Source organism: Sphingobium sp. SYK-6, from assembly GCF_000283515.1.
Classification (GTDB): domain Bacteria; phylum Pseudomonadota; class Alphaproteobacteria; order Sphingomonadales; family Sphingomonadaceae; genus Sphingobium; species Sphingobium lignivorans.
The window spans coordinates 396577-422690 of the sequence record NC_015976.1; the positions used below are offsets into that span (position 1 = coordinate 396577).

Consider the following 26114-nt stretch of genomic DNA (forward strand, 5'->3'; position numbering starts at 1 on the left):
GCGGCCGATTGCCCGGCGCTTGGCGGCGGGATAGACGATTGTCCATGATCCGCCGCACTTTCTCCATCCTGGCCGCGATTGCCGCCAGCCTCGCCGCGGGGGCGGCCGCGCAGCAGCAGGCCGGCGCGCCTTTCCTGCTGGTCGAGACCGGGCAGGGCTATGCGCGCCTTGCCGACGCGCTCGCCGCGATGGGCGAGGGGGAAGGCACGATCCTGGTCGCGCCGGGCACCTATCGCCAGTGCGCGGTGCAGGAAAGCGGCGTGCTCACCCTGCGCGCCCGCGAGCGCGGCACCGCGATCTTCGAACGCATCGCCTGCGAGCAGAAGGCGGGACTGGTGCTGCGCGGCCGGAGCGCGACGATCGACGGCCTCGTCTTCCAGAACTATGCCGTCCCGGACGGGAACGGGGCGGGCATCCGGCTGGAGCAGGGCGATCTCACGGTCACGCACAGCATCTTCCGGGACAGCGAGGAAGGCATTCTGACCGCGCCCGACCCGGACGGCCAGATCGTCATCGATCGCTCGACCTTCCGGCGCCTCGGCCGCTGCGACCGCGACCTCGATTGCGCACACAGCCTCTATGTCGGCCAATATGGCGCGCTCACCGTCACGCGCTCGCGCTTCGAGGCGGGCAATGGCGGCCATTATGTGAAGAGCCGCGCGGCGCGTGCCCACATCGTGGACAACAGCTTCGACGACAGCGAGGGCCGCGCGACCAATTACATGATCGATCTGCCCGCCGGCGCCACCGGCCGCATCGAGGACAATGTGATGGTGCAGGGCCGCGACAAGGAGAACTGGAGCGCCTTCATCGCGCTGGGCGCGGAGGGCGGCGAGAATGGCTCTGAAGGCCTTGTGGTGCGCGGCAACCGGGCGAGCTTCGTCCCTGGCGTCTCCCGCAACAACACCTTCCTGGCGGACTGGACCGGCGAGCGAATCGCGCTGGGCGAGAATGTGCTGGCGAAGAGCATCAAGCCCTATGAACGGCGCTGAGCGCCTGTTCGGCCGGGCCCGCCGCAGCGGCGCCCGTCACTCCTCGATCAGGTCGAGATAAGCGATCACGTCATTGTCGGTGGCGATGAAGAGGCCGGCCTGCACGTCTTCGCTCTGCTGGGCCGCCATGGCGAGCGCGTCCGAAAGCGAACCGTACATCAGCGTCTGCGCGCCGCCGCCTTCCGCCTCGGAGAGATGATAGAGGCGCACGGTGACGCCATCCGACGTGCTGCGCATCGCCTCAGCCCTTGAGCCCCAGCTCGTGCGCCAGACCATCGAGATTGGCGCCGGGGCGGACGATGAGCCACTGGTCGGGATGGCGCGTGTCGACGACAGTCACGGCGCGCTTGGGGCAGATGTCCAGACAGCCGACCTCGATGATGCCGGCGCCGGACTTGGGCCCCTTGCCGAGGTGGAGCTGCTTGCGCAGCGCCTTGGCGAGCGGCTTGTCTCCATCCGGTCCGAAGCCGCCCTTCACTTTCTTGGAGCATTTGCGGCAGACGAGCACCGCGTTGGCCCAGCGTGATTTCGCGCGGCGAGTGGTCATGCGGGCTTCCAGCTGCGACGTTCCTCGGCAGCGCGCAGCACTTCATAAGCGGTCTGGATCGCCTGGAAGCGGGTCGCGGCCTCGGCGTCGCCGGGGCGGACGTCCGGGTGATTCTCCTTGGCAAGCGCGCGCCAGTTCCGGCGCACCGCGTCGAAGTCGGCATCGCTGTCCAGCCCCAGCACGTCGAGCGCGCGCATCTCGTCGCGCGAGCGGGTGCCGTCGCCGGGGCCGCCCCATTGATGATGCGCGCTGCTGCGGAAGCCGGAGGCGTCGCGCTGCTCGTCCTTCATGCGGGAAGCGCGCTCTTCCTCGTCCAGCCCCGCGAAATAGTCCCAGCCCTTGTTATACTCGGCGGCGTGCTCCTGGCAGAAATACCAGCGCTCGGGACTGTTGGGCGATTTGGGCGCGGGGCACTCGCCCGGCCGGTCGCAGCCATGCCGGTCGCACAGGCGAACCTGCTGCGCCTCGCGCGCGGAGCCATAGCCCCGCCAGCGGGGAAAGCCCCAGTCATTGGATCGCCGTGCCTTGGACATCCCACCCCAGATAGAGAGTCAATGTTACGAAATCCACCGCAACGCGTCCTTCGCCATTGCTTTGGGCTGGTTGCCATGGGCATGATCGGCGCGGGGCAGGCAGCAGGGTGGGGCTTCGGCAATGGAATTGCTGGAATGGCTGAACGCGGGATTCGACCTGTTCGGGGACAAGTTCGGGGATACGGCGGCGGGCCGATGGCTGGACCATGGCCTGAGCGCCCTTTCCCTCCTGCTGTTCCTGTTCGCGCTGGCGCTCATCTATCAGGAATTCCTGCGCTGCTATCGCCTGCTGCGCCGGATGAACCCCAATGTCCGCCGGGGCTCGCGCCTGCAGGTGGCGGAAAGTGTGCTGCTCCTCGCCATCACGGACCGCGCGCTGCTCTCGCGCGACCGGCGGACGCTGCTGCGGCGCACGCGCATTCTCGTCGAGCATGAGCTGTTCGTGCCCCGGCCCCAGCCGGACTGGCGCGACGGCGGGGTGGACGCGCCGGAAGGCGGGTTCCTCGGTCGGCAGATCTGGCGGATGGGCGGGCGCTGGCGGGCCTGGCGCGCCTATCGCGCGGAACTGCACGCCTGGCGACAGGACATTCGCCGTGCGCTGGCGCTGGAAGGCAACTGGACCATCCATGTCGACAATCCCGCGCTGGTGAGCGCGCGGCTGGATGACATCGGCCGCTATTTCGAATGCCTGCGCTCGCTGGGGCTGGATGGCGAGGAAGCGGACCGCTTCATCTGCCCGATCGAGATCGGGTCCGGCTTCATCGCGCCGCTGCACCTGCTCACCGGGCTGCTCATCCAGTTCAACGACAAATGGCGCCCGATCCTCGAATCCTTCGACCGGGATGCCAACAGCAGCGCCGAGGCGGCCGGCCGGCCAATCGATGCGACGGATCGCGACCTGCGCCAGATCCAGCTCTTCATCTATAATTGCTGGCTGCTGTGGGGCCCGAGCATCCCGATCTGCGAATGCCGCAACTGGGACGCGCGCTACGCCGTCGTCCAATATGGCTATGGCGACGAGAATAATTCCATCGAGGTGGTGGGCAGCCGGCGCGACATCGCCGCCGCGCTCAAGGGGCTGATGGACGGCCAGTGCCGCCATGAGCGGGCGATCGGCACGGTGGGCGCCACGCCGCCGCCCGAGAAGCCCTTCACCGGCATGGCCGTGCCGGCCAATGTCATGGGGCGCCTGCGCCTCTCCCGCAGCCTTGGCCGGCGCACGGCAAGCCAGGTCAATGCGCTGCCGCAGGCGGCCCTCACCAGCTGGGGCGGCGGTCAGGACGAGCGGCCGGTGCTGTTCATTTCCGAGATCGTGAGCAGCAACGCTGTGGAAGGCGATGTCGAGCGGCGGGAAGCCAGCCGTGGCCACATCGTCATGGATACCGGCGCTTATCCCTCGCGTTATTATTCGGCTTATCTCTGGGCGGCGGTGGTGGTGCTGATGCGCGGGCCGGATGGCCGCCTGACGCCGCTCACCAGCCTGCAGCCCGGGCCGGCGCAGCCGTGGAAGGACTTCATTCCCTTCTTCGAGCATGGCAATCTGGCGGACCCGGAAAGCTGCCTGTTCGGCAAGCGCCAGCTCGCGCTCAAGGTGGTGAGCGGCCTTGCCGCCGCCGTGCGCCAGTGGGGCACCGATCGCGAGCCACTGACCTTCGCCTTCGCCTGCGCGATAGACGAGGCGGGCTGCGGCCATCGCCTCGCTTATCCCGACTGGTCAGGCCATTTCACCATGCGGACCCTGATCGCCGAAGCGCTCGACAGCCTGGCTGAGAGCGATGCGGCCGCGCGGCGGCTGCGCGACGACAAGCTCCTGCGGTTCGACTATTTCAACGGCCAGCCGGGCGGGCACGACTTTTCCGCTTGCGGCTTCCCCGGCATCGTCTCGGCACATTACGACTGGATGGACGAGGCCACCGCTTCGCGCAGCGACTGAGGCCGCCCCGGGCTGCCGAGCAGCGCGCGCGGATCGCCGGGCCCGGCGAGGAAAGGCGCCGGATCGAGCAGGGCGATCGTCTCGCCGCGCACGGCCATGCCGTCCAGCCGGTCGAGCTGGGCCATGGCCGCCGGCACCGCGTCCAGCGGGGCGCCCTTGAGCACCGAGATGCCGAAGAAGGCAGCGAGGTGCCGGCGCAGCACGGCCGGGGCCAGCGTGGTGCCGGGCAAGCCCATTACCGAATAGACCAGCGTGTCGTCGGCCGCCTGTCCGGCGGAGAGAGGCGGCTGGACATAGGGGAAGTCCACCACTTTCGTGCCCATCCGTGCCCAGATGCGCAGCCGGTCGAACTGGTCCATGCCGCTGTGCGCCGAATCGCGCTCATAGGCTTGCGGCGTCATGCGGAAGGGGTCGTTCTGCTCGATGAAGATGGCGACTTCCGTCCCCGCGCGCTCACCGAAGAGGCCGCCGATCAGGCCATGCAGTGCTTTCATGAAGGCACGCAGCGCGCCGCGCCCGCGCGCCTGCGGGCAGACATAGAGATAATTGAGATTGGCGGTGACCGGCGCGCCGGGCGTGGCGGGATCGGGCGCCATGGCGATGAAGTTCGCGCCGCCGGTCATCGTGCCGTCCGCGCGGTCGCTGGCAATGACGCACAACTCGCGAAACGCACCGAAGCGCGCGGCAAGGCGCGCATGGTCCGGCCCGTGATTGAGTGCCAGGCAGCGGGCGAATCCCTCCCGGTCCTCCATCTCGTCCGGCAAGGTGAACGCGCCTTCATAGCCGGTGAAGAAGCGCTCGAAGAGCGGATCGTCGGCTGTGTCGGTCTGTGCGAGCGAGAGCATGAGGTCAGTCATCGCGCGCCTTCACCACAGCGCGGCCGGGGGCGCAAGCGCGGGTAGCGGTGCAAAAATGCCAGGCGGCCTGTAAGCCGGGTTCTGTCCACCGCCGCCGTATCCCCAAGGGGACGCGCGGGCGGATGGGCGATCATTCCTCTAGGACCGTTCTCTCGAACGGCCTCAAGCAACCAACCCGGGCGGTCGGGCCGAAACATGCCCTGCGGCTTGCGCCGCGTGCCGCCCCTATTCGGTCTTGCTCCCGGTGGGGTTTGCCGTGCCGCTCCCGTTGCCGGGCGCGCGGTGCGCTCTTGCCGCACCCTTTCACTTTTCACGCGGCCGAAGCCCTAGTCCGAAGACAGACGTGACCTGCTCTCTGTTGCACTTTCCCTGACCCCCGCTTGCGCAGGAACCGCCGGACGTTATCCGGCACCGCCGTTTCGTGGAGCCCGGACTTTCCTCGCCGATCCCATGAGGATCGCCGCGATCGCCCGGCCGCCTGGCGAGGCGCATATAGGCGCGCGGGCGGCGCGAGTCATCCCCTGCCGGCAAGCAGCCAGGCGGCGCAGGCGAGATCCTGCACGATGGAGCCAAGGGACTTGTAGATCGTCACGTCCCGCGCATCCGTCCGCCCCGGCGCGTCGCCGCTCAGCACGGCGCCGATCCCGGGCAGGACATGCGCGTCGGTGACGAGGCCCGCGGCCCGCGCGTTCAGGAACTCGGCGCCCTGCGCCAGCACACCCTCGCGATGATCGGGAATGAAGCGCGCGCGGGCGACGAGGTCGATGTCGATCTCGGACGGCCCGGCGCGGCTGGAGCCGACCGCATTGATATGCGTGCCGTCCGCCACATCGCGCGAGAAGAGGATGGGCTCGGCGGCTGCCGTGGTCGTGCAGATGATGTCCGCGTCCCGCGCCGCCTCCGCCACGCTGGCTACGGCGCGGGCCGGGAGCCCGAGTTCCTTGGCGACGCGCTGCGCCATCGCCTGCGCCTTCTGAGGCGTGCGGCCCCAGAACGCGACGCTTTCCAGCGGGCGGACATGGCGGATCGCGGCGGCATGGTGCCAGGCCTGCTCACCCGTGCCGAGAATGGCGAGGCGCGTCGCATCGGGCCGGGCAAGGGCATCGGTCGCGGCGGCCGACGCGCTGGCGGTGCGGATGGCCGTCACTTCGCCGCCATCGATCACGCCGGCCGGGGCGCCGGTGCGCGGATCGAACAGGACAATGAGCCCCTGATGCGATTTGCCCTGCGCGGCGGAGGCGGGGAAGACGCTGACGATCTTGGCGCCGAAGCCTGCCCCCTCCAGCGCGCCGGGCATCACGCCGAAGGCCGCGCCTTCGCCCAGATCGATGATGCCGCGCAGCAGCTGCTGGCTGCGCCCCCGATGCAGCGCGATCATCGCTTCGCGCATCAGGGGAATGCAGGCGGCATGGTCCAGCCGCCGGCGGACTTCCTCGGCGCCGATGACGATCATGGCTCAGCTGCCCCAGATCGTTTCGGCATAGCGCAGGAAGTTCGTCCCGAGGATCTTCTCGATGCGCGCCGCGCGGTAGCCCTTCTCGCGCAGCAGGCGAGCGAGCTTGCGGAACTGGTCCGGCCCGCGCAGGTCGACGACGAAGGGATAAGTGTCCGGCCGCTCGCCGGTGGCGCTGATGCCGGCGGCGCGGCGCTGGGCGATCTCCTCGGCCAGCGCGGCCTCATAGACCTTGAGATCGTCGATCTGCGTGACGCTGCCGTCCGTGCCGATGCCGACATGATCCTCGCCGCACAGATTCACCGCATGGTCGATATGCGCGACGACATGCTCGGCGCGGGCATGGCCGGAGACGTCGAGGAAAGGCATGAAATAGATGCCGACGAAGCCGCCCTTCTCGGCGACGAGGCGCAGCTCTGCATCGGTCTTGTTGCGCGGCAGGTCGGCGACCGCGCGGCAGCCGGTGTGATTGATGGAGATCGGCGCTTTCGAGATGCGCGCGGCCTCGAGGCAAGTGCGCTCGCCGCTGTGCGAGAGATCGACCATCACGCGCTGTTCGTTGAGGCGCGCGATCACTTCGCGCCCGAAGGGCGTGATGCCGCGATTCTCCGGCGCCATGGAGCCATCGCCGATCTGGTTGGCGGGATTGTAAGTGAGCTGGAAGATGCGCACGCCGAGATTGGCGAAGATGTCGACGCGGCTGGCATCCTCGCCCATCATCGCGCCGTTCTGGAAGCCGTAGATGATGCCGATCCTGTTCTCGGCTTTGGCGCGGCGGATGTCCGCTGCGCTCAGGATCTTGAGAAGGTCCTTCTCGTGGCGGCGCAGCAGTGCGTCCGTCTCCGCCACGTCGCGTACGCTGATCTCGAACGGGTCGCCGGGTCCGGAAACATAGCCGAAGGTGCAATTGACGGCGGTGAGGCCGGAAGCATGGGCCTCGGCCAGCACGCGCGGGCTGAACGGGTCCGCCTCGCCGCGCCGGTTGGGATCGCCGAGCCCGCCGAGCGCATTGATGACGATCCAGTCCTCGCCCATCGCCTCGCCTGTCGCCTTGTCTGCCGCCCAAGCGGCGCGCGGCAGGAGAGCGGCGGCGGCGAGCCCTGTCGCGCCGCCGAGCAGCGCGCGCCGGTCAATCCTCATCCCTGCCTCCCATTTCCGCCTTGGTGACGGGCGTGTAGTCCGCGCGGCGATAGGCGCGGCCGCGCTTCACGGTCGTCTCGATGCTGCGGACATGATCGATGTCCTGCAGCGGATCGGCGGTGAGGACGATGAAATTGGCGAGCTTGCCCGGCTCGATGGAGCCCATCTCCTTTTCCTGCCCGGCCGCCCGCGCGCCGATCAGCGTGGCGGCGCGGATGACCTCCAGCGGCGGCATGCCGACATCATGCTGGAGGAAATGAAGCTCGTCGAACAGCGCCGGCCATGGATCGTCCGTTTTGTGCACGAAGTCCGTGCCGGCCGAGATGGGCACGCCCGCCTGCCATGCCTGCCGGGTGAGGCGGGTGGTGGCCGGGCCGGTGCAGCGCAGCGGCTTGGCGGCGGGATTGTTCCGCCGCTCTTCCTCGAACAGCACGAACAGGCTGCCGGTCGCATCGAGCACGGCGCCGCGCTCCAGCATGGCGGCAAAGAGCCTCGCCAGCACCGGGTCGTCCCCGCTGGCGGCAAGACGGCGCTCGTCGACCGGGGTGCGGTCCTCATAAGCGGGCAGCATGGCCGGCTGGGTCTGGTAAGCGAGATAGCAGACATGGCTCAGCGAATCCGGCCCGGCCGCGATGACGTCCGCCGGCCATGTCGGGAAGACGGCGCTGTGGGCCCAGATCATCATGCCCTGCCGATGCGCTTCCTGCGTGATTCCGGCGATGAGGCTGGCTGGCAGGTTCGCATAGATCTTGATCGCAGTGGCGGAGGTTCCCTTCGCGAGCGTCACGGCCGTGCGCAGGTCGGTCTTGTCGTCGATCGCCTGCATCCATGGCGCGGTGCCGGGCGTCTTGCCCAGGCTGACCGCGAGGACGCGCGGGTCCTCGAAGAAGGACGGTCCGGCCATCAGCGCGGCGTAGAAGATGTCCGGCGCGGGCATCTCCCCGGCCAGCGAGGCGCGGGAGAGCTCGCCCACCGCGCGCAGGTCGTCGGCCATGTCGCGCACCGCCGTGACGCCGCCATAAAGCTGCCGGCGCAGCATCGCTTCGGCCCGTCCCCGATTGGGCGGCGTGGCGAGATGGACATGGCTGTCGATGAGGCCGGGCATCACATGGCGGCCGGAGAGGTCGACCGTTCGCGCGCCGCCGGTCCGGGCGGCGTCGAGCGTGCCGCTGGGCCCGACCGCCTCGATCCGCTCGCCCCGCACGAGGATGTCCTGATCTTTCCGCGCCGGCGCGCCTGTCCCGTCGATCAGCGTCGCGTGCGTATAGAGCACGGCTTCGGCCGCCTTGGCCGGCAGTTGCGCGGTGGCGGGCAGGCCGGCGGCGAGGAACGTCGCGGCCGCGACGAAAGCGGCAATGCGGGGTAAGGTCGTCATGACCTGTCGATATGGAAGCAACGGACGGCTGGCAAGCGCGGCCGTCTTGCAGACAGCCTTGCTTCTTCCACCCGTGTGAACCCCGAAGGCATCCGTAGGATGGTGTCGATCCGACCTAATCGTCGCCGCGGGGGCGGGGCAGCAGCAGCGCGAGCAGGATCGCCCGGCATTCGCCATCGATCACGCCGTCGATCAGCTCGGGGCGGAAGCGCCGCTGGAACGCGACGACGGCGGCCTCGGGATCGGAAATGTCGTAGCCGAAGCGCTCGAGCGCCAGCATGAAGCCGCCGTCCGACCAGTGCGGGTCCATGAGATTGCGAGTGGGGCGCGGAAGAGCGAGCCGCAGCCGGGCCAGCTTGTGCCAGGGGAAAAGCTCGCCCGGGTCCTGCTTGCGTGCCGGGGCGATGTCGCTGTGGCCCACGACATTGCCGCGCGTGATGCGATGGCGCGTCATGATGTCGTGCACCAGCGGGATGAGCGCGTCGATCTGCTCGTCCGGGAAAGGGCGATAGCCCCATTCATGGCCGGGATTGATGAGCTCGATGCCGATGCTGGCGGAATTGATGTTCGAGATGCCGCGCCACCAGGAGACCCCGGCATGCCAGGCGCGCTTGCGCTCGTCCACCATGCGGATCACTTGCCCATCCTCGGTCACCACATAATGCGCGGAGACCTTGCTTTCCGGGCTGGCCAGCCACTGGATCGCGCTCGGCGCATCGGGCATGCCGGTATAATGCAGGACGAGGACGGAGATCGGCAGGGTGCGCTCATCGAAATTGGGCGACGGCGTCTCGATCATGCAGGCTCTGGTGCCCCTGGTTCTTCCTGCCGCGACGAAGCGGCTCCCTGTCCCCTAGCCGATCGGCGGGCCGGGCGGAAGGGCCGTTCAGCCGGCGAGGCGGCTGATGACGCCATTCGCGGCGATCGGCCGCTCGGCAATGTAGATGCAGCTGAGTTCCCGGCAATTGGTGAAGGCGTTGTTGCCGCCCGCCAGCATCTCGCCGGCGCCGAGTACGAGGAACGTGCCCGGCCGGGCATGGCGGGCAAGCTGGTCCTGCGCGAGGCGGCGCTTGTCCTCCGGAAAGTAGAAGAGGAGATTGCGGCACAAGATGAGATCGAACAGGCCGGAGACCCGGCTGGTGTCGAGGAGATTGTCGGCCTGGAAAGTGACCATGGCGCGGATCTCCTCCGCGATCTGCCAGTCCTCGCCGAGCGGGCGGAACCAGCGCAGCAGATCGTTGACCGGCAGGCCGCGCTGCATGTCCATCTGCGCATAGCAACCGCGCCGTGCCGTTGCGATGGATAGCTCCGAGACGTCGGTGCCCAGGATGTGGATGCGCCAGCCGTCCCACATGTCGCCCATGCGGCGGATCATCATGGCCAGCGAATAGGCTTCCTGACCCGTGGAGCAGCCCGCGGACCAGATGCGCAGCACTTTCTCGCGCGCCTGATCGCGGATGCGGGGCAGCACCTGGTGCTCGATCGCCTCGAAAACCGCATGATCGCGGAAGAAGGAGCTTTCATGATTGAGCATCGCGTCGATCGCCTGACGCGTCAGCATGCCGTCCGGATCGGCATCCAGCGCCACGAGCAGCGCATCCAGCGAGGGAAGGCCCCGCGCGCGCAGCAGCGGCCGCAGCGAGGTCTCGATGCGCCAGCGCCGGGCTTCGGTCAGGATCTGCCCGGTCCGGCTGGCGAGCAGATCGCCCAGCCGCGCGATCGTCTGGTCATGCGTGCCGGTGCCGCTCATGCCGCGGTCTGCCATTGATCGAGGATGAGTTCGCCGATCGATCCGGGCGGCAGGATGGCACTGGCGAGGCCCGCCCGGGCGACCGAGCCTGGCATGCCCCACACGGCGCTGCTGGCATGATCCTGCGCGATCATCCATCCGCCGGCCTCGATGATGGCGTGCGCTCCGGCCAGCCCGTCGCGGCCCATGCCGGAGAGGATGACGCCGCACGCCCCCGGCCCGTAAACGCGCGCCATGGCGAGGAACATCGGGTCGACGGCCGGGAAGCTGCCATGCAGGCACCGCTCCCGCGACAGGCGGATGGTCACCCGGCCGCGCGCTTCCCGAACCAGCGAGAGATGCGCGTTGCCCGGCGCGACATGGATGACGCCGGCGCGAACCGGCAGCCCTTCCTCGGCGATCACCACCGGCCTCTGCGTCGCGCGATGGAGCTGCTCAGCGAAGAGCGGCTGGAAATTGGCGGGCAGATGCTGGGTGATGAAGATGGGGAAGGCATTGCCCGGGTTGAGGCCCGAGAGCAGAGTCATGATCGCGCTGATGCCGCCGGTCGATCCGCCCACGCCGACCGCGCGCACCATCGTGCCGAGCGGCCGCAGCCGCGCGCTTTCCTCATCGATGCGCTCGGGCGTCCGGTTGCGCTCGGGCGCGGGGACGAGATGACCGAGCCGATCGAGCAGATGCTCGACGAAATTGTCGCTGAAATGGCCGGCGCTGGGCTTGGCGACGACATCGCTGGCGCCCATGGCGAGCGCCTGCAGCGCGATCTCGCTGCCTTCACGGCAGGTTCCGGAGAGCAGCACCACCTGCACCTTGCGCTCGCTCGCCAGCAGCCGGGGAAGCACTTCAAGCCCGTCCATCCCGGGCATCTGCATGTCGAGGAGCACCAGATCGACCGGCTGGTTGCGCACGAAGTCGATCGCCTGGGTCCCGCTGGAAACCGCGCCGGTCACGCTGAACCGGTCGTCCGCCGCCAGCACCTTCGCCATGATCCGCCGGACGACCACCGAATCATCGACGATGAGAACATCGACAGGCCGGCGGGGACCATGCGGCTCGGCGAGGTCGAAGGAAATCGGCGTCATGGGACGATGCCCGCAGGGGGATTAGAGAACGCCGACGATCTGGAGCTTGCTTTCCAGCGTGTCGCGGTCGAACGGCTTCATGACATATTCGTCCGCGCCGGCGTCCACGGCGGCGCGGATGTGATCGACACCATTCTCCGTGGTGCAGAAAATGACCTTGGGCGGCCGGGGCAGGTTGCGGCGGGAGAGTTCCTTGAGGAAATCGAGCCCGCTCATGATCGGCATGTTCCAGTCGAGCAGCACCACGTCGGGCACGCTGGCATCGCATATCTCCAGCGCCTCGCGTCCGTCCCCCGCTTCCTCCACCTGGAGATCGAGAGATTCGAGGATGTGGCGGGCGACCTTGCGGATCACCTTTGAATCATCGACCACGAGACAGCTCGGCATGGTGCGCAACCCTTCGGCTTGTTGTTGTCCGGTCTATATCCTTGGGACGTAAGGTTTTCGTAAATGAGGTAAACGTCAGGCCGCGAGCGTGCTGGCGGCCGGCGAGCCGACGAAATCCGGGAGGCTGAGCAGCAGGTGACTGCGCCCGTCCCACTCCACCAGGCCGGAGGCGAAAGGCGCCCAGGCCGGATCGATGCGCCCGCGGATCGGCTGGATGCCTTCCGCCGCGGTGCAAATGTCACTGACCGAATCGACCAGGAAGCCGTAGCTGTGCGCGGCGATGTCCGCGATGATCGCCAGAGTGGCTGCCTGCGTCCCCCGGCCCGTCCCGAACACGCGTGCGTCCATGTCGATGACGGTGAGGACCCGACTGCGCAGGGCGGCGAGGCCGCGCACATAAGGCGGCATGAGCGGGATCGGGACGATATCGCCGATGCGAACGACCGCCTCGATCTGCGAGGCGCGGATCGCGACGGGCGTGCCCGCGATGGACGCGAACAGGAAAAGCGTGTCGGTCATGCGGCCCTCCGCGCGGCTTCGACGATGGCCGCCATGATCTTTTCGCGATCGTAGCGGTAGATGGAGGCATGAGCGTCCGAGGTGTCTTCCGCCACGTCGCGCAGCATCAGCACCGGCACGTCGCCGGCCGGATCGTCCGGCGGCGAATCGCCGCACAGGATCACGTCAGGCGATTCGGCCTGCGGGCCGAAGCGCACATCGTGCCCCGCCCGGATCAGCAGCGGCGCGAGGATGTTGCGCAGCCATGGGTCCTCGGCATCGGCAATCAGGCAGCGGATCGGTTGCCCCGCCGCGGCCGCCTGTCGCGTCCGCGCGGCATCGGCGAACAGTGCGAAGGGGTCGATCATCTCGAGCTGGCTCTCGCCGACCATGACGAGACCGGCGATCCGTCCCGCGCCTATCGGCACGTCCAGCGTCGCGGGAACCTCGATGATGTCGATCACGTCCTCGATCAGATAGCAGATCTGGTCGCGGCCATCGTGAAGGCGCAGGGACTTGGGCAGGCCGCTTTCCTCGCCCTGCGTGTTGAGCGCGGGCAGCAGCCGGTCCTCGATGCGGGCGAAGGCGCGGCCGTTGCTGGCAGTGATGCGGGAAGCCTCCAGGTCTTCGACGCGATCGACCACCGCGAGCGGCAGCAGCCGCGTCGTGCCGTCGCGCTCCCGGAAGACCAGCGCCTGGATCGTCTCCTCGCGTGTATCGGCCATGGCGGCGGCAGGCGCGGACCGCGTGCGCAATTCCGCCTCGCGCAACGGCAACTCGGCGACCTGCGCCAGGCCGGCCGCATCGAGCAGCAGCATCGGCTGGCCATTGTCCGGCAGCGTCATGCCCGCGAACACGCCGGCCGCGGTGATGGCGGGCGAGGCGGGGCGGATCACCAGCTCCTCGTTGCTTTCCACGGACTGGACGCCAAGCACATAAGGCTGGCCGAGCGAGGAGCGGATCACCATGAGGGTGCGCGGGCCGCTGCCCTCGACACGGGGGAGCCCGAGGATGTCCTCCAGCTCGACCAGGGAATAGTGCTCGCCGCGAATGGTGGCGATTCGCGCGCCGCCGACCGCCTCGATCGAGACCATGCTGCTGTTCTGGTGAAGCAGCTCGACCACATTGCCGCGCGGCATGGCGAAGAAATGCTCGCCGCAGCGGACGATCAGCCCGGGGATGATGGTGAGGGTGAGCGGCACGCGCATGGTGATCGTCGTGCCCTGACCCGGCAGGCTGGTGATGCCGATCACGCCGCCGATCTGCTCGATGTTCGCGCGCACCACATCCATGCCGACGCCGCGCCCGGAGACCGAGGTGACGCTGGCCGCCGTGGAAAGTCCGGGGTGGAAGATCAGGCCGAGCTTCTCGGCATCGCTGAGGGTTGCCGCCTCGACGGCCGTGCAGAGACCGGCCGCCACCGCTTTCTCGACCAGCGCGGCCCGGTTGATGCCGCGCCCGTCGTCGCTGATCTCGATGACGATCTGGTTGCCGGACTGGCGGGCCACAATGCGCAGCGCGCCGGCTTCCGGCTTGCCGGCGGCGAGCCGCGCCGCGGGTGCCTCGATGCCGTGATCCAGCGCATTGCGCACGATGTGCGTCAGCGGATCGACGACCATCTCGACCATCTCGCGGTCCATCTCGACGTCACCGCCGTCGAGGCTCAGCACGGCCTTCTTGCCCAGCTCGCGCGTGAGATCGCGCACCATGCGCGGGATCGCCGCGTAGAGCCGGTCAACGCGCTGCATGCGGGTCTTGCTGATCATGTCGCGCAGGTCCGCGACATTGGCGGACAAGCGCTCGAAGCTGCTCTCCAGATCGGCGTCGACGCCATGATCGCGCATCTTGCGCGCCAGGTCGTTGCGCGCCAGCACCATGTCCGAGATGCCGTTCATCAGCTGGTCGATCAGCGCGAGCGGCAGGCGTATGGTCCGGGGCGCGCGATCGCGGTTGCCCCCATCGCTGCTGCGGCGCGCCAGGGGCTCGGGCGCGGGTGCGGGGTCCGTCCCGCGTTCCTCGCCGTCGGGCTCGGAAGCGATCTCGGGCAGGGGCTCGAAGATCTCGAAGCCGCCGGAGCTGATCGACAGCGCGTCGAGCAGGGCATCATCCTCGGAGTCGGGGATCTGCACATCCTCGCCGATGCCGCGTGCGAGGGCGCCGATGCGGTCCATCACGGCGAGCACCGCGCTCACCGTGGCCGGATCGGCGACCCGCTCGCCCCGGCGCACGGCGGCCAGCACGTCCTCGGCGCCATGGGCGAGCCGCTCGAAGCGGGGCAGGTTCAGGAAGCCGCAGCTGCCCTTGACGGTGTGGAAGAAGCGGAAAAAGGCGTCCAGTCGCGACCGGTCGGTCGGGTCCGCTTCCCATGCGACGATCTCGCCGGAGAGCGTCTCCAGCGTTTCCAGTGTCTCTGCGATGAATTCCGCGAGTATCTCGTCCATGCGGCCAGCCCCGGTGTCAGGAGCGTCCTCATTGGCCGGACAGCGTTAAATCGTGGTAAATCCTTCGCAATTGCCGGGCGATATCCTCGTCAGCCCCGCATCGGCAGGCTCGCGCCGAACATGAGGAAAGCTTCCTCCGGCGCGGAGATCATGATCTGCCCGCCCGTCTGGTCGGCGATGGAGCGGATCAGATAGGCGACGGAGGTGCGCGTGGTGAGGTCGCCCGCGCCGGCCAGCGCGCTGCGGATCGCCGGATCGAAAGTGATCCGCTGGCCTTCGCCGCGCACCACGATCTCGATCGCGGTCGCGCCGACTTCGGCGCCGATGGCCAGCGTGCCGCCGCGCGGCAGGGCCTCGCCGGCCAGCATCACCAGATTGAGCAGCAGCTTGGCCGCCGGCTTGGGCAGGCTGTCGCCATCGATCAGCCACTGGATTTCGAGCCGGCCGCCCGGGGGGAACAGGCCTTCCACCGCCGCGCGTACCTCATGCACCGGGATGCCTTCGCCAAAGCCGCCAGCGGCGCCGAAGGCGAGGCGGAAGAATTTGAGCTTGCCCGCCGTGGTGCGCGCACTGTCGCCGAGCAGGCCCATGCATTGCTCGCGCATGTGCGGATCGGTCTCGTCGGCCAGCAGTTCGATGCCGTTGTTGAGGGCCCCGACAGGGCTCAGCAGGTCATGGCACAGACGGGAGCAGAGCAGGCTGGCGAAGTCGATGGGATCGGTCGCGGGCGTCTGTGCCAAAACGGGCATCCTCTTGTTCAAGAAACCGCGCCCTAATGCCGGTCGGGCGCAGGGGGCGCAAGACCGACATTAGGGCAGGGGGTTCAGTTCGACGGGTTCGAAGCACCCGTGGACACTGCCCGAAGGCAGGGCGCGCCATGCCTTCATCGCGCCCTCCCCGCCCATGATCAGCCAGAATTCCCCTTGCCCCTCTGCCATGGCGGCGTCCACAAGCGAGGGGAACGGCGCGCCGCCCGGATGCGAATGATAATGGCCGATGATGGCGGGCCCTCCTTCGCGCGCGGCGCGATGCGCGCGCAGCAGCACGATCGGGTCGATCTCGAAGCGATGGAGGGGCGCGTCCGCGACATTCCGGGCGGGCACGATCGCATGCACGTCGCTGCCCGTGCCGAGCAGCAGGCCGCAGCATTCCTGTGGCGCAGCGGCGCGCGCATGGGCGCGAATCTGGTCGAGAAGCGTGGTTGAAATGGCAAGGCTCATCCCCACATTCCTAGCATGACAGAGGGGGTTGTCAGCTTTTCGGCGGAGATCACGCCGGCGCTTGCCGGTGTGCGGCTTGACCGTGCGCTCGCGACGCTGGTGCCGACCCTCTCGCGCGAGCGGGTGAAGGCGCTCATTCTTGCCGGTCATGTGCGGGGCCCCGGCGGACGGCCGGTCAGCGATCCGGCGCTCAAGGTGAAGGCGGATACGGCTTTCGCCCTCGCGGTGCCCGAGGCCGCTCCGGCCGAAGCGCAGCCCCAGAAGATCGCGCTTGTCATCCCCTATGAGGATGAGGACCTCATCGTCATCGACAAGCCCGCCGGCATGGTCGTGCACCCCGCCGCCGGCAATCCGGACGGCACGCTGGTCAATGCGCTGCTGCATCATTGCGCCGGGCGCCTGTCCGGCATCGGCGGCGTCGCCCGCCCGGGCATCGTCCATCGCATCGACAAGGATACGTCCGGGCTGCTGGTGGTCGCGAAAAGCGATGCCGCGCATGAAGGGCTGGCCCGCCAGTTCAAGGATCACAGCATCGAGCGGCGCTATCTCGCGCTGGTGAACGGCGTGCCCGCGCCTGCCGCCGGCACGGTGGACCAGTGGATCGGCCGCTCGGATGCCGACCGCAAGAAAATGGCCGTGCAGCGCGCCGGGCGCGGCAAGCACGCCGTGACGCATTATCGCACGCTGCAGAAGCTGGATCGCGCGGCGCTGATCGAGTGCCGGCTGGAGACCGGCCGCACCCATCAGGTGCGCGTCCACATGGCGCATATCGGCCATCCGCTGCTGGGCGACCCCGTTTATTCGCGGGGCGGCCCGCACAAGGCACTGCTCGGCGAACTCGGCTTCCGGCGGCAGGCACTTCATGCCGCCTTTCTGGGTTTTGTTCACCCGGTGACAAGAAAGGCTGTGCAGTTCGATAGTCCGATTACGGATGACATGCAGCAACTGTTCAGTCATCTTCGCGTATAGGAGTCGACGCGGTGCCAGCATCCTCCCCTGCATCCGCGTCACACGAAAAAGGATCACGTCCGTGAGTAATGGCAGCAATGTCCCCGCGACAATTCCGGCGCTTGGCAGCGATGCCAGCCTGAACCGCTATCTGGCGGAGATCCGGAAGTTCCCGGTGCTCAAGCCCGAGGAAGAATATATGCTCGCCAAGCGCTACCAGGAGCATGGCGATCCGGAAGCCGCCGCCCGGCTGGTGACCAGCCATCTGCGCCTCGTGGCGAAGATCGCGATGGGCTATCGCGGCTATGGACTGCCGGTCAGCGAGCTGATCTCGGAAGGCAATATCGGCCTCATGCAGGGCGTGAAGAAATTCGAGCCGGACCGGGGCTTCCGCCTCGCGACCTATGCGATGTGGTGGATCCGCGCCTCCATACAGGAATTCATCCTGCGCTCGTGGAGCCTCGTCAAGATCGGCACGACGGCCGCGCAGAAGAAGCTCTTCTTCAACCTGCGCCGCATGAAGAACCAGATCGAAGCGTTCGAGGACGGCGACCTGCGCCCCGAGGACGTGACCAAGATCGCGACCGACCTCGGCGTGTCCGAGGACGATGTCATCTCGATGAACCGCCGCATGGCGATGGGCGGCGACACCTCGCTCAACGTCTCGATGAACGAGGATGGCGAGGGCCAGTGGCAGGACTGGCTGGCCGACGAGCGTCCGCTGCAGGACGAGCGCATCGCGGACGCGCAGGAAAGCAATGTGCGTCATGACATGCTGCTGGCGGCCATGGACGACCTCAACGATCGCGAACGGCACATCCTGCAGGAGCGTCGCCTCGCGGAGGAGCCCAAGACGCTTGAGGAGCTCTCGCAGGTCTATGGCGTCTCGCGCGAGCGGGTCCGCCAGATCGAGGTGCGCGCCTTCGAGAAGCTGCAGCGCGCGATGATGCGCATTGCCGGCGAGAAGCGTCTCATTCCCGCCTGAAACGGCGTGGGACGGCCCTAGGCGACGTGGACAAATTTCCGGACCTTGAGAGAGCCGGAAGCATAGTTTTCAGCCATTTTCCTTGGTCGTCCCGGGCTTGACCCGGGATCCCGCTGCCTTGAAGATTGCCGGGGCCGGCCTGCTTTGAGAAACAGGGAGAAGCGGGATCCCGGATCAAGTCCGGGAGGACGTCGTTCATGGCGGGATATGGTGCCTGCCATGGCCGCGGAATTTGTCCACGCCGCCTAGCGGTCTGTTAAGCATTTCCGGCTAACGGGAAGGCTCCTCATTCTGGGAGCCTTCCGTCATGACCTCCATGGCCGTTCATTTCCGGTCGCTTTGCCTTTGCGGCGGCCTCGCGCTGCTTGCCGCCTGCGGTGGGCCGAAGGAAGCGGACAATCTCGCCGAACTGGACGCGCGGCTGACCAACGGCAGCGATGCCTTGTCCGGCGATGCCAGCGATGCGATCGCCATCGCCGAGGCCGGCGGCAAGATCGAGAAGGCGCCCCCCGCGAAGGAAACCGCCGAGACCCCGGGTCGCGCGACGATCGGTGGCTTCGTCCGGCGCGGCGAGGGCACCGGTGCGGCGCCCGCGCCCGGCGGCTGCGCCAGCGATCTCAAGTCGGGTTCCGAATGGGCGGAGCGGATGCCCCGGCCTTTCCGGCTCTATCCCGGCGCCCGGCTGACCGAGGCTGCGGGCATCGACCGGGAACAGTGCCGCCTGCGTGTGGTGAGCTTCGCGACCGACGCCGGCATCGACCAGATCATGGACTATTATTACACGCAGGCGCGCCGGGCGGGCTATGATGCCGAGCATCTGCTGAGCCAGGGCGAGCATCAGCTTGGCGGCACGCGGGAGAAGGACGGCGCGGCCTATGTCGTCTTCGCGCGCGCGGGCAAGGACGGGCAGACCGACGTGGACGTGATCGCCAATGCCGAATGACCCGCTGGCCGCTGCGGCGGACCAGCCTGGTACCGGACGCGCGCCGATGCGCGTCTTCAGTCCGGCGGCCCGGGGGCATCTCGCCTTCGAGGTGCGGGAGCGGGACGGCTGCGTGCGCGTGTTCGGCGCCGGGCTGTGGTCGCCCGATGAGGCGCAGGCGCATTTCCGCGCATTGGAACAGACCATCCTGAAGCTGCGGCGCGAGCGGGCCCCTGTGCGGGTGCTCGTGAACCTGCGGGAAGCGGCAGTGCAGACCGCTCAGACCGCCGACCTGATGCGGACATGGACGGCGCGCATTTATCGCGCGGCCGATCGCGTGGCGGTCGTCTGCGCGACGACGCTGCTGGCGCTCCAGATCCGCCATGTCGCCAACGTTCCCAATCTCGCGACGTTTCAGGACGTCTTTCTCGCGGAGGAATGGATCGGCGAGCCGGATCCGGCCTGAGCGCCGGCCCCCAGATCGCGCCGTTTTTCCGCCGCGCGTCCGGGTCCGGATGGGTCTCTTGCGGGCCGATCGCGTGCTGAATGATGCCGGCATTCTCTTTTGCGCGCGGATGCTTTAGGGGCGTGCCATGGTGAACATGTTCCTCGTCATGGCAGGCGGCGCGATCGGCGCCGGGCTGCGCTATCAACTCGGCCGTGGCGCCCTGCGCCTGCTGGGCCCCGGCTGGCCATGGGGAACGCTGGCGGCCAATGTGCTGGGCGGTCTGGCCATGGGCTTGCTGGTCGGCTGGCTCGCTGCCCGTTCAGCGCCCGGGGCGGAGCCGATCCGCCTGTTCGTCGCCGTGGGCATCCTCGGCGGCTTCACGACTTTCTCGGCCTTCAGCCTCGAGACGATCCTCATGATCGAGCGGGGTGCGTGGCTTTCCGCGCTGGCTTATGTGCTGGTGTCCGTTCTGGCAGCCGCGAGCGCGCTGGCGCTGGGGCTGATGACGATGCGGACGGTGGCGTCATGAGCCGGGGCAAGGCAGGCGATCCGGCGGCCGTGCGCCAGTTCACCGTGGCTGCGGATGATGACGGCATTCGCCTCGACCGCTGGTTCAAGCGACACATGCCCGATGTGTCCTTCGCCACGGTCTCGCGCTGGGCGCGGACCGGCCAGTTGCGCGTGAACGGCGCGCGCGCCACGCCGGGCGACCGGATCGAGGAAGGGCAAGTGCTGCGCGTGCCGCCGCTCGAGGCCGCGCCGGACCAGAAGGCCGGCCGGACGCCGCGCGCCCGGCCCGTGCTGAGCGAGGACCAGATGGCGTTCGCCGAGAGCCTCGTCATCCATCGCGATGCGCAGGCGCTCGTCATCAACAAGCCGCCCGGCCTCGCCACGCAGGGCGGCACCAAGACGCATGAGCATGTCGACGGGCTTCTCGACGCGCTGATGTTCGAGCGGGACGACCGGCCACGCCTCGTCCACCGGCTGGACAAGGACACCAGCGGCGCGCTGCTGCTGGCGCGCACGGCGCGTGCCGCCGCGCAGTTCGCGAAATCCTTTTCCTCGCGCACCGCGCGCAAGGTCTACTGGGCGATCGTGATGGGCGTGCCCGACGTCGCGGACGGCGTCATCGACCTGCCTCTCGCCAAGCAGCCGGGCACCGGCGGCGAGAAGATGCATGTCGACGAGGAGAACGGCATGCCCGCGCGCAGCCGCTATCGCATCATCGAGCGGGCGGGCAACCGCGCCGCCTGGGTCGAGCTCCAGCCCTATACCGGGCGCACGCACCAGCTGCGCGTCCACATGGCGGCGATCGGCCATCCCATTGTGGGCGACGGGAAATATGGCGGCAAGGATGCCTTCCTGAGCGGCTCCATCAGCCGCAAGATGCATCTGCACGCACGCCGCATCCGCATCGATCATCCCGACGGCTCGCCGCTGGACGTGCGGGCGGACCCGCCGGCCCATTTCGCCGAGACGCTCGCGAGCCTGGGCTTCGACGTCGCCGAGGGCGACCTGCCGCTCGAAGTGGATAGCCAGCCGAGCGTGTTCGAAAAGAAGGTCGCGGAAAAGCGCGCCGCCAGCCAGCATGCCAAGGACATGCGCAAGGCCCGGCGCGGCGAGCGTCGCTCACGCGCCGGTGGGGGTGCTCCAGGTGGCAAGCCGGGTGGTGGCAAGCCGGGTGGCGGCAAGCCCGGCGGTGGTCGACCCGGGGGAAGCAAGCCGGGCACGGGCAAACCGGCGGCCGGCCGGTCGGCGGCTGGCAAATCCGGTGGCAAGCCGGCCGCGGATGGCCGTCCATCAGGCGGAAAGGCCCGACCCCGCACCACGGGCGCACCGGCCCCCGGCTCACGCGGAAAGAAGCGCTGAGGCGCGCTGCGCCCGGCGCCCGCGATCAGATATCTATCGCCGCGCTCGCCCCATGGGCCGTGTCGCGGGTCCCTCGTTGAGGGCAAGCTGGCCGGTGGCTTCCCGGTCGCGTTGCGCGGCCGCCGGCGCGGCGCGCAGCAGCGGGCCGCAGGCGGGCGCCCGGGCCTGATCGGGATCGACGAAGCCGAACATCGCGCGCAGATTGGGCAGGGGGAAGGTGAAGCCGAGGAAGCTGGCCGGGCTGGCCCAGGCGATCGGCTCGCGTGCGACCAGCGGGTCCGCCAGCGTGCCCGCGATGCGCAACGGGTTTGGGCGGCTGAAGAAGGCGAGGCGTTTGCCATCTGCCTGCAGGCGCAGGTTGAGGGATTCGTCGCGCAGGTCGAGGAAGCCGCTGCCGGACAGCACATGTCCGCCGGTATCGATGAGGATGGGGTCGGCGCTCGCCAGCCCGTTGCGCACGGTGAAGGCGATGAGGCCGCAATTCACGTCCGTCGCCTGCTGGGCCTCGTCGCGGAACATCGCCTCGCTCAGCGTCGCCATGTCGAGCGCGGAGGCACTGGCGCGCCGCGTGCGCATCTCGCCGCCGGGAATGACGAGCGCCATGCGACCGTTCGCCTGCCCGAGCGCCTCGCGCAATGTCGTGCCGCGCCCCGTGAGTTCGACACGGCCCTTTGCCATCACGGTCGTTCCGGCAGGCGCAATGCCCCAATCGTCCAGCAGCCGGCCCATCGGGGTGGGCGAGAGGCGGATGTCGGCGCGGACCAGCGCCGGGCTGGTGCGGGCGTCGACCAGCAGGTCGGACGAGACGAAGCCGCCGGCCATGTCGACGCTGGCGGGGGAAAGCTGCAGGATGCCGCCCACCAGCGCCAGCCGCATGGTGAGGTGCCGGGGTGCCTGCGTGGTGCCGATGATGCCGGCGGCGCTATAGTCCACGACCGCATCCACCTGACCAAGCGCTTCGGGCGACAGGCTGGCATCGGGCATCAGCCGCGCGCGCGTCGGGGCGAGGGGGCCGAGCGCGTCCGCTTCGATGAGCGGGGCATCGTGAAGGCCGAACAGGGCGCGGGCATCCGCAAGATCGAGCTGCCGTGAGGCGAGGCGCCCGACGATGCGCGGCCGTGCCCCGCGCTTGTCCAGCGTGAGCTTGCCGCTGATGTCGGTCCGCCCGATCCGGCCTTCGATCCGGCTGAAGAGCCAGCCTTGCGGCGCGTGGCTGAGCTGCCCGCTCAGCGCATAGCCGGGCATGGCAGGCAAGGCGATGCCGGCAAGATCGGCAAGGCGCGCGAAGTCGGCGCCTTCCGCCCGGGCCTGAAGGCGCGCGGTCGCCAGGGCGGAGGGCCGCTCCGCCGTCCCGCTCAGGGCCAGCGAGAGGCCCTGCATGCGGGCATTGAGATCGATGGCGGCGTCGCGGCTCTCGGATGTTTCCAGCGTGCCCCGCATGGCGAAGCGCTCGTCCGCGACGGTACCGTTGCCCGCCATGGCGATCAGGCCCGGCCCGCCGGCGGAAAGGGCGATCCGTGCCTGCGCGTCTCTGGCGGGATCGTGATAGCGCAGCGTCACGCCGTCCGCGTCGAGGCGGCGGATCGCGGTCAGGTCGTATGCTGTCTCGCGCTGGCCGTCCGCCCAGCTCATGGCCTTGCCGTCCGCCGAGCGCTCGAGGTCGAGCGTTCCGCCGCGCAGTGCGAGCGCACGAGGCACCGCGCGGCCGATAAGGAAATCGAAGGTGGCGAAGCGGGCCGTGAGATCGCTCACATCGAGCAGTGTGTCGCTGCGCGCCCATGCGGGATTGGCGATCCGCACGTCGGCGGCGGAGATAGTGACGGAGAGGGGCGTGAGCAGGATGCGCACCGGGCCAGCGATCGAGACCTCGCGGTTGAGCGCCGCGCTCGCCTCGCGCGCCAGCGCGCCCTTGAGCGGCGTCGCCGCGCCGGCATAAAGCGCCGTCCAGCCGATCGCGGGCACGGCGAGGGCGGCCCAGACCAGCCCGCGACGGCGCTTGCCAGCGCGCGCTGGTGGAGGATCGGGCTGATGCGAATAGCCGGCCCCGACATCCTCGGAGAGTCCCTGCGCGGGCGCGGGGAGGTTCGCGGCGGAACCGGACGGGAACGAACCGCTCATGACATTGCCTTTGGCGATTCGTTGCTGAACGCAGGCTGAGTGCCCGGCAGGGCCATCGGCGCATCGCTCCAGCCGTTCGCTTCGCCGCCAGGAAAGGGCAGATTTGCAATCGGTTAATCCCGGGGCCATGATGGCGCCATGTCTTCTCCCGTATCGTTCCCGGTCATCACGACCGACGTTCCCGCGAGACTGGACAGGCTCCCCTGGGGGCGCTTCCACTGGCTGGTGGTCGTGGCGCTCGGCGTCACATGGATCCTCGACGGGCTGGAAGTCACGCTCGCCGGCTCCCTCGCGGGGGCACTGCGCGAGAGCCCGGTGCTGCAATTCTCGGCCTCGGACGTGGGCCTCGCCAACAGCGCCTATCTGGCCGGGGCGGTGCTGGGCGCGCTGTTCTTCGGCTGGCTGACGGACAGGCTGGGGCGCAAGAAGCTCTTCAGCATCACGGTCCTGCTTTATCTCGTCGCCACGGCCGCGACGGCCTTTTCCTGGGATCTGGGCAGCTTCATGCTGTTCCGCTTCCTCACCGGCGCGGGCATCGGCGGGGAATATAGCGCGATCAACAGCGCGATCCAGGAGCTCATCCCGGCGCGGCGGCGCGGCTGGACGGACCTCGTCATCAACGGCAGCTTCTGGATCGGGGCGGCGGTGGCGGGCGGTGCCTCGATCATCCTGCTCGATCCGCGCATCGTGGACCCGGAGACGGGCTGGCGACTGGCCTTCTTCGGCGGCGCGGCGATCGGCCTCGTCATCCTCTTCTTGCGACGGCACATTCCCGAGAGCCCGCGCTGGCTCATCATCCATGGCCATGCCGAGAAAGCGGAAGGCATCGTCTCGCAGATCGAGGCGGGATTCGAGCGGGCCGGGCACAGCCTGCCGCCGCCGACGCATCAGGCGCGGCTGCGTGCCCGGCGCTATACGCCGCTGCGCGACGTGTTCGGGGCGCTCTTCCGCCTCTATCCGCAGCGCACGCTGCTGGGGCTCTGCCTGATGGCGGCGCAGGCCTTTCTCTACAATGCCATCTTCTTCACTTACGCCATGATGCTGACGGACTTCTACGGCGTCCCGTCGGAAGAAGCGGGCTATTATGTGCTGCCCTTCGCGCTCGGCAACGTGCTGGGCCCGCTGCTGCTGGGGCGCCTGTTCGATACGATCGGGCGGCGCACGATGATCGTGTTCACATATGGAATGTCGGGCCTGTTGCTGGCCGCGACCGGCCTGCTGTTCCAGCAGGGCATGCTCGATGCGACGACGCAGACCCTGTGCTGGAGCGTCACTTTCTTCTTCGCCTCGGCGGCGGCTTCATCGGCCTATCTCACCGTGGCGGAGTGTTTCCCGCTGGAAGTGCGGGCGCTGGCCATCGCGATCTTCTACGCGTTCGGCACCGCCATCGGCGGCGTCATGGCGCCCTGGGCATTCAGCGTGCTCATCGAGAGCGGATCGCGCGACCAGGTGCTGCTGGGCTATCTCTTCGCCAGCGCGCTCATGGGGCTGGCGGCGCTGGTCGCCGCACTGCTGGGCGTGCGCAGCGAGCGCCAGCCGCTGGAGAGCGTCGCACGGCCGCTCTCCTGGCATGATGACGACTGACGCCCTGCGCCGCCTCCGGCCAGCTTGCCGGAGGCGGCGGGCAGGTCAGGCCTCGGTCTTCGCGGCTTCTTGCTCGGCGGCCTTGATGGACGCGTCCAGATCGGCGGCGCTGTGCCGCTCGGCGATGCCGCCGCCCGGCCGGCCGGCGCTGTTCACGAGCAGGCCCCGCTTGACCCCGGTGCGCTCGGAAAGCTGCGTCACCCAGCGATCGACATTGCGATATTCATGGGTGGAGAGGAATTCCTGCGCATTGTAGCCGCCGCGCATGATCGATCCGTACCAGGGGAAGATGGCGAAGTCCGCAATGGTGATCTCGTCGCCGATCATGAACTCGCGGTCGGCCAGGTTCTTGTCCAGCACGTCGAGCTGGCGCTTGGTCTCCATGGCATAGCGGTCGATCGCATATTCGATCTTGAACGGCGCATAGGCATAGAAATGCCCGAATCCGCCGCCCACGAATGGCGCCGAACCCATCTGCCACATCAGCCAGTTGAAGGTCTCGGTGCGCTTGCGGATCTCGGTGGGGAGGAAGGCGCCGAACTTCTCGGCAAGATAGACCAGCATCGATCCGCTCTCAAACAGGCGCAATGGCGGGTCCAAGCCATGGTCCATCATCGCCGGGATCTTGCTGTTGGGATTGATCGCGACGAAGTCGCTGCCGAACTGCTCGCCGGTGTAGATCTTGATGAGCCAGGCATCATATTCCGCGTCGAAACCGGCCGCCAGCAGCTCCTCGAGCATGATGGTGACTTTCTGGCCGTTCGGCGTGCCCAGCGAATAGAGCTGGATGGGGTGCTCGCCCACAGGCAGCGTGACGTCCTGCCGGGCGCCCGCCGTCGGCGCATTGATGTTGGAGAACTGCCCGCCATTCTCCTTGTCCCAGGTCCAGACCTTGGGCGGCACATAGCCTGTAGGCTGGTTCATGGAGGGGTCGCTGTCGGCCATGTCTCGTCTCCTGAGGACTCGTGCTGATGGGCAAACAGTCTAGCGTCTCGCGGGGCGCTGGCTAGCCGTGGCGCCGGATGACTATTC

General features: G+C 68.4%; 26 protein-coding genes and 1 other RNA gene. 9 read left to right on the forward strand and 18 right to left on the reverse strand.

Going from position 1 to position 26114, the window contains the following annotated elements:
• The first annotated feature begins 44 nt into the window (after positions 1-44).
• Positions 45-992 carry a hypothetical protein gene (locus tag SLG_RS01905; RefSeq protein WP_014074714.1) on the forward strand — a complete coding sequence of 316 codons (948 nt, stop codon included), beginning with the start codon at positions 45-47 and terminating at the stop codon, positions 990-992.
• Between the two features lie 36 nt (positions 993-1028).
• On the opposite strand, the gene SLG_RS01910 is transcribed toward SLG_RS01905, so the two are convergent.
• The 3 genes from SLG_RS01910 to SLG_RS01920 are packed head-to-tail and all read right to left on the reverse strand — an operon-like array spanning position 1029 to position 2072.
• Entirely contained in the window at positions 1029-1229 is a 201-nt protein-coding gene (locus tag SLG_RS01910) for a hypothetical protein (RefSeq protein ID WP_014074715.1), read from the reverse strand.
• Between the two features lie 4 nt (positions 1230-1233).
• Positions 1234-1539: a hypothetical protein gene (locus tag SLG_RS01915; protein WP_014074716.1), complete on the reverse strand. Its 306-nt coding sequence runs from the start codon at positions 1537-1539 to the stop codon at positions 1234-1236.
• Positions 1536-2072: a J domain-containing protein gene (locus SLG_RS01920; protein WP_014074717.1), complete on the reverse strand. Its 537-nt coding sequence runs from the start codon at positions 2070-2072 to the stop codon at positions 1536-1538. Before SLG_RS01920 ends, SLG_RS01915 begins: the two co-directional genes overlap by 4 nt.
• A 121-nt stretch (positions 2073-2193) precedes the next feature.
• Here SLG_RS01920 and SLG_RS01925 point away from each other — a divergent pair, with 121 nt between their 5' ends.
• Positions 2194-4005 carry a hypothetical protein gene (locus tag SLG_RS01925; RefSeq protein WP_014074718.1) on the forward strand — a complete coding sequence of 604 codons (1812 nt, stop codon included), beginning with the start codon at positions 2194-2196 and terminating at the stop codon, positions 4003-4005.
• On the opposite strand, the gene SLG_RS01930 is transcribed toward SLG_RS01925, so the two are convergent.
• From SLG_RS01930 to SLG_RS01985, 13 genes are all read right to left on the reverse strand, one after another.
• The gene (locus SLG_RS01930) at positions 3963-4862 is read right to left on the reverse strand and encodes a hypothetical protein (protein ID WP_014074719.1); all 900 of its coding nucleotides are present in this window, start codon (positions 4860-4862) and stop codon (positions 3963-3965) included. The two genes, SLG_RS01925 and SLG_RS01930, sit on opposite strands and share 43 nt — an antisense overlap.
• A gap of 54 nt (positions 4863-4916) precedes the next feature.
• Positions 4917-5344: RNase P RNA component class A (gene rnpB / locus SLG_RS20640), an RNA gene on the reverse strand.
• 32 nt (positions 5345-5376) lie between these two features.
• Positions 5377-6315 (reverse strand): ornithine cyclodeaminase family protein, encoded by a 939-nt coding sequence (locus SLG_RS01935; protein ID WP_014074720.1) that lies wholly within the window; start codon positions 6313-6315, stop codon positions 5377-5379.
• A 3-nt stretch (positions 6316-6318) separates the two neighbouring features.
• Positions 6319-7455 (reverse strand): dipeptidase, encoded by a 1137-nt coding sequence (locus tag SLG_RS01940; RefSeq protein WP_014074721.1) that lies wholly within the window; start codon positions 7453-7455, stop codon positions 6319-6321.
• Positions 7445-8830, reverse strand: a complete 1386-nt coding sequence (locus SLG_RS01945; protein ID WP_014074722.1) for an amidohydrolase family protein — start codon at positions 8828-8830, stop codon at positions 7445-7447. Before SLG_RS01945 ends, SLG_RS01940 begins: the two co-directional genes overlap by 11 nt.
• 115 nt (positions 8831-8945) lie before the next feature.
• Positions 8946-9629, reverse strand: a complete 684-nt coding sequence (locus tag SLG_RS01950; RefSeq protein ID WP_014074723.1) for an N-acetylmuramoyl-L-alanine amidase — start codon at positions 9627-9629, stop codon at positions 8946-8948.
• 87 nt (positions 9630-9716) lie between these two features.
• Positions 9717-10580: a CheR family methyltransferase gene (locus SLG_RS01955; protein WP_014074724.1), complete on the reverse strand. Its 864-nt coding sequence runs from the start codon at positions 10578-10580 to the stop codon at positions 9717-9719.
• A complete protein-coding gene (locus SLG_RS01960) occupies positions 10577-11662 on the reverse strand; it encodes a chemotaxis protein CheB (protein ID WP_014074725.1) in 1086 nt (361 codons plus the stop codon). Before SLG_RS01960 ends, SLG_RS01955 begins: the two co-directional genes overlap by 4 nt.
• Positions 11663-11683: 21 nt before the next feature.
• Complete coding sequence (locus SLG_RS01965; RefSeq protein WP_014074726.1) at positions 11684-12049, reverse strand: response regulator; 366 nt, start codon at positions 12047-12049, stop codon at positions 11684-11686.
• A 75-nt stretch (positions 12050-12124) separates the two neighbouring features.
• Positions 12125-12568: a chemotaxis protein CheW gene (locus tag SLG_RS01970; RefSeq protein ID WP_014074727.1), complete on the reverse strand. Its 444-nt coding sequence runs from the start codon at positions 12566-12568 to the stop codon at positions 12125-12127.
• Positions 12565-14988 carry a chemotaxis protein CheA gene (locus SLG_RS01975; protein WP_014074728.1) on the reverse strand — a complete coding sequence of 808 codons (2424 nt, stop codon included), beginning with the start codon at positions 14986-14988 and terminating at the stop codon, positions 12565-12567. The genes SLG_RS01970 and SLG_RS01975 overlap by 4 nt, the downstream gene beginning before the upstream one ends.
• A gap of 89 nt (positions 14989-15077) precedes the next feature.
• Entirely contained in the window at positions 15078-15737 is a 660-nt protein-coding gene (locus SLG_RS01980) for a histidine phosphotransferase family protein (RefSeq protein WP_014074729.1), read from the reverse strand.
• 60 nt (positions 15738-15797) lie between these two features.
• Positions 15798-16208 carry a Mov34/MPN/PAD-1 family protein gene (locus SLG_RS01985; protein ID WP_014074730.1) on the reverse strand — a complete coding sequence of 137 codons (411 nt, stop codon included), beginning with the start codon at positions 16206-16208 and terminating at the stop codon, positions 15798-15800.
• Between the two features lie 15 nt (positions 16209-16223).
• Here SLG_RS01985 and SLG_RS01990 point away from each other — a divergent pair, with 15 nt between their 5' ends.
• The 6 genes from SLG_RS01990 to SLG_RS02015 all read left to right on the forward strand — a co-directional run bounded on the left by SLG_RS01990 (position 16224) and on the right by SLG_RS02015 (position 21380).
• The gene (locus SLG_RS01990) at positions 16224-17177 is read left to right on the forward strand and encodes an RluA family pseudouridine synthase (RefSeq protein ID WP_014074731.1); all 954 of its coding nucleotides are present in this window, start codon (positions 16224-16226) and stop codon (positions 17175-17177) included.
• 61 nt (positions 17178-17238) lie between these two features.
• Positions 17239-18141, forward strand: a complete 903-nt coding sequence (gene rpoH, locus SLG_RS01995; RefSeq protein ID WP_014074732.1) for an RNA polymerase sigma factor RpoH — start codon at positions 17239-17241, stop codon at positions 18139-18141.
• A gap of 307 nt (positions 18142-18448) precedes the next feature.
• Positions 18449-19084 carry a hypothetical protein gene (locus tag SLG_RS02000; RefSeq protein ID WP_014074733.1) on the forward strand — a complete coding sequence of 212 codons (636 nt, stop codon included), beginning with the start codon at positions 18449-18451 and terminating at the stop codon, positions 19082-19084.
• Complete coding sequence (locus SLG_RS02005; RefSeq protein ID WP_041391678.1) at positions 19074-19529, forward strand: hypothetical protein; 456 nt, start codon at positions 19074-19076, stop codon at positions 19527-19529. Before SLG_RS02000 ends, SLG_RS02005 begins: the two co-directional genes overlap by 11 nt.
• A gap of 127 nt (positions 19530-19656) precedes the next feature.
• Positions 19657-20040, forward strand: coding sequence for a fluoride efflux transporter CrcB (gene crcB / locus SLG_RS02010; protein WP_014074735.1), 384 nt, complete (start codon positions 19657-19659; stop codon positions 20038-20040).
• The gene (locus SLG_RS02015) at positions 20037-21380 is read left to right on the forward strand and encodes an RluA family pseudouridine synthase (protein ID WP_014074736.1); all 1344 of its coding nucleotides are present in this window, start codon (positions 20037-20039) and stop codon (positions 21378-21380) included. The genes crcB and SLG_RS02015 overlap by 4 nt, the downstream gene beginning before the upstream one ends.
• 33 nt (positions 21381-21413) lie before the next feature.
• On the opposite strand, the gene SLG_RS02020 is transcribed toward SLG_RS02015, so the two are convergent.
• Positions 21414-23498 (reverse strand): AsmA family protein, encoded by a 2085-nt coding sequence (locus SLG_RS02020; RefSeq protein WP_014074737.1) that lies wholly within the window; start codon positions 23496-23498, stop codon positions 21414-21416.
• A gap of 138 nt (positions 23499-23636) precedes the next feature.
• On the opposite strand from SLG_RS02020, the gene SLG_RS02025 reads away from it, so the two are divergent.
• Positions 23637-25082 (forward strand): MFS transporter, encoded by a 1446-nt coding sequence (locus tag SLG_RS02025; protein WP_014074738.1) that lies wholly within the window; start codon positions 23637-23639, stop codon positions 25080-25082.
• Between the two features lie 45 nt (positions 25083-25127).
• Here the strand turns inward: SLG_RS02025 and yghU are convergent, their stop codons facing one another.
• Positions 25128-26027 (reverse strand): glutathione-dependent disulfide-bond oxidoreductase, encoded by a 900-nt coding sequence (yghU, locus tag SLG_RS02030; RefSeq protein WP_014074739.1) that lies wholly within the window; start codon positions 26025-26027, stop codon positions 25128-25130.
• Positions 26028-26114 lie beyond the last annotated feature (87 nt).

Coding starts and splice junctions, on each gene's coding strand:
- SLG_RS02000 (WP_014074733.1), top strand. CDS start 18,449: ATGACCTCCATGGCCGTTCATTTCCGGTCGCTTTGCCTTTGCGGCGGC.
- SLG_RS01940 (WP_014074721.1), bottom strand. CDS start 7,455: ATGAGGATTGACCGGCGCGCGCTGCTCGGCGGCGCGACAGGGCTCGCC.
- SLG_RS01945 (WP_014074722.1), bottom strand. CDS start 8,830: ATGACGACCTTACCCCGCATTGCCGCTTTCGTCGCGGCCGCGACGTTC.
- SLG_RS02015 (WP_014074736.1), top strand. CDS start 20,037: ATGAGCCGGGGCAAGGCAGGCGATCCGGCGGCCGTGCGCCAGTTCACC.
- SLG_RS01980 (WP_014074729.1), bottom strand. CDS start 15,737: ATGCCCGTTTTGGCACAGACGCCCGCGACCGATCCCATCGACTTCGCC.
- SLG_RS01975 (WP_014074728.1), bottom strand. CDS start 14,988: ATGGACGAGATACTCGCGGAATTCATCGCAGAGACACTGGAAACGCTG.
- SLG_RS01925 (WP_014074718.1), top strand. CDS start 2,194: ATGGAATTGCTGGAATGGCTGAACGCGGGATTCGACCTGTTCGGGGAC.
- SLG_RS01920 (WP_014074717.1), bottom strand. CDS start 2,072: ATGTCCAAGGCACGGCGATCCAATGACTGGGGCTTTCCCCGCTGGCGG.
- SLG_RS02025 (WP_014074738.1), top strand. CDS start 23,637: ATGTCTTCTCCCGTATCGTTCCCGGTCATCACGACCGACGTTCCCGCG.
- SLG_RS02005 (WP_041391678.1), top strand. CDS start 19,074: ATGCCGAATGACCCGCTGGCCGCTGCGGCGGACCAGCCTGGTACCGGA.
- SLG_RS01990 (WP_014074731.1), top strand. CDS start 16,224: ATGACAGAGGGGGTTGTCAGCTTTTCGGCGGAGATCACGCCGGCGCTT.
- SLG_RS02020 (WP_014074737.1), bottom strand. CDS start 23,498: ATGAGCGGTTCGTTCCCGTCCGGTTCCGCCGCGAACCTCCCCGCGCCC.
- SLG_RS01915 (WP_014074716.1), bottom strand. CDS start 1,539: ATGACCACTCGCCGCGCGAAATCACGCTGGGCCAACGCGGTGCTCGTC.
- SLG_RS01935 (WP_014074720.1), bottom strand. CDS start 6,315: ATGATCGTCATCGGCGCCGAGGAAGTCCGCCGGCGGCTGGACCATGCC.
- SLG_RS01905 (WP_014074714.1), top strand. CDS start 45: ATGATCCGCCGCACTTTCTCCATCCTGGCCGCGATTGCCGCCAGCCTC.
- SLG_RS01955 (WP_014074724.1), bottom strand. CDS start 10,580: ATGAGCGGCACCGGCACGCATGACCAGACGATCGCGCGGCTGGGCGAT.
- SLG_RS01965 (WP_014074726.1), bottom strand. CDS start 12,049: ATGCCGAGCTGTCTCGTGGTCGATGATTCAAAGGTGATCCGCAAGGTC.
- crcB (WP_014074735.1), top strand. CDS start 19,657: ATGGTGAACATGTTCCTCGTCATGGCAGGCGGCGCGATCGGCGCCGGG.
- SLG_RS01970 (WP_014074727.1), bottom strand. CDS start 12,568: ATGACCGACACGCTTTTCCTGTTCGCGTCCATCGCGGGCACGCCCGTC.
- SLG_RS01985 (WP_014074730.1), bottom strand. CDS start 16,208: ATGAGCCTTGCCATTTCAACCACGCTTCTCGACCAGATTCGCGCCCAT.
- SLG_RS01930 (WP_014074719.1), bottom strand. CDS start 4,862: ATGACTGACCTCATGCTCTCGCTCGCACAGACCGACACAGCCGACGAT.
- SLG_RS01950 (WP_014074723.1), bottom strand. CDS start 9,629: ATGATCGAGACGCCGTCGCCCAATTTCGATGAGCGCACCCTGCCGATC.
- SLG_RS01910 (WP_014074715.1), bottom strand. CDS start 1,229: ATGCGCAGCACGTCGGATGGCGTCACCGTGCGCCTCTATCATCTCTCC.
- yghU (WP_014074739.1), bottom strand. CDS start 26,027: ATGGCCGACAGCGACCCCTCCATGAACCAGCCTACAGGCTATGTGCCG.
- SLG_RS01960 (WP_014074725.1), bottom strand. CDS start 11,662: ATGACGCCGATTTCCTTCGACCTCGCCGAGCCGCATGGTCCCCGCCGG.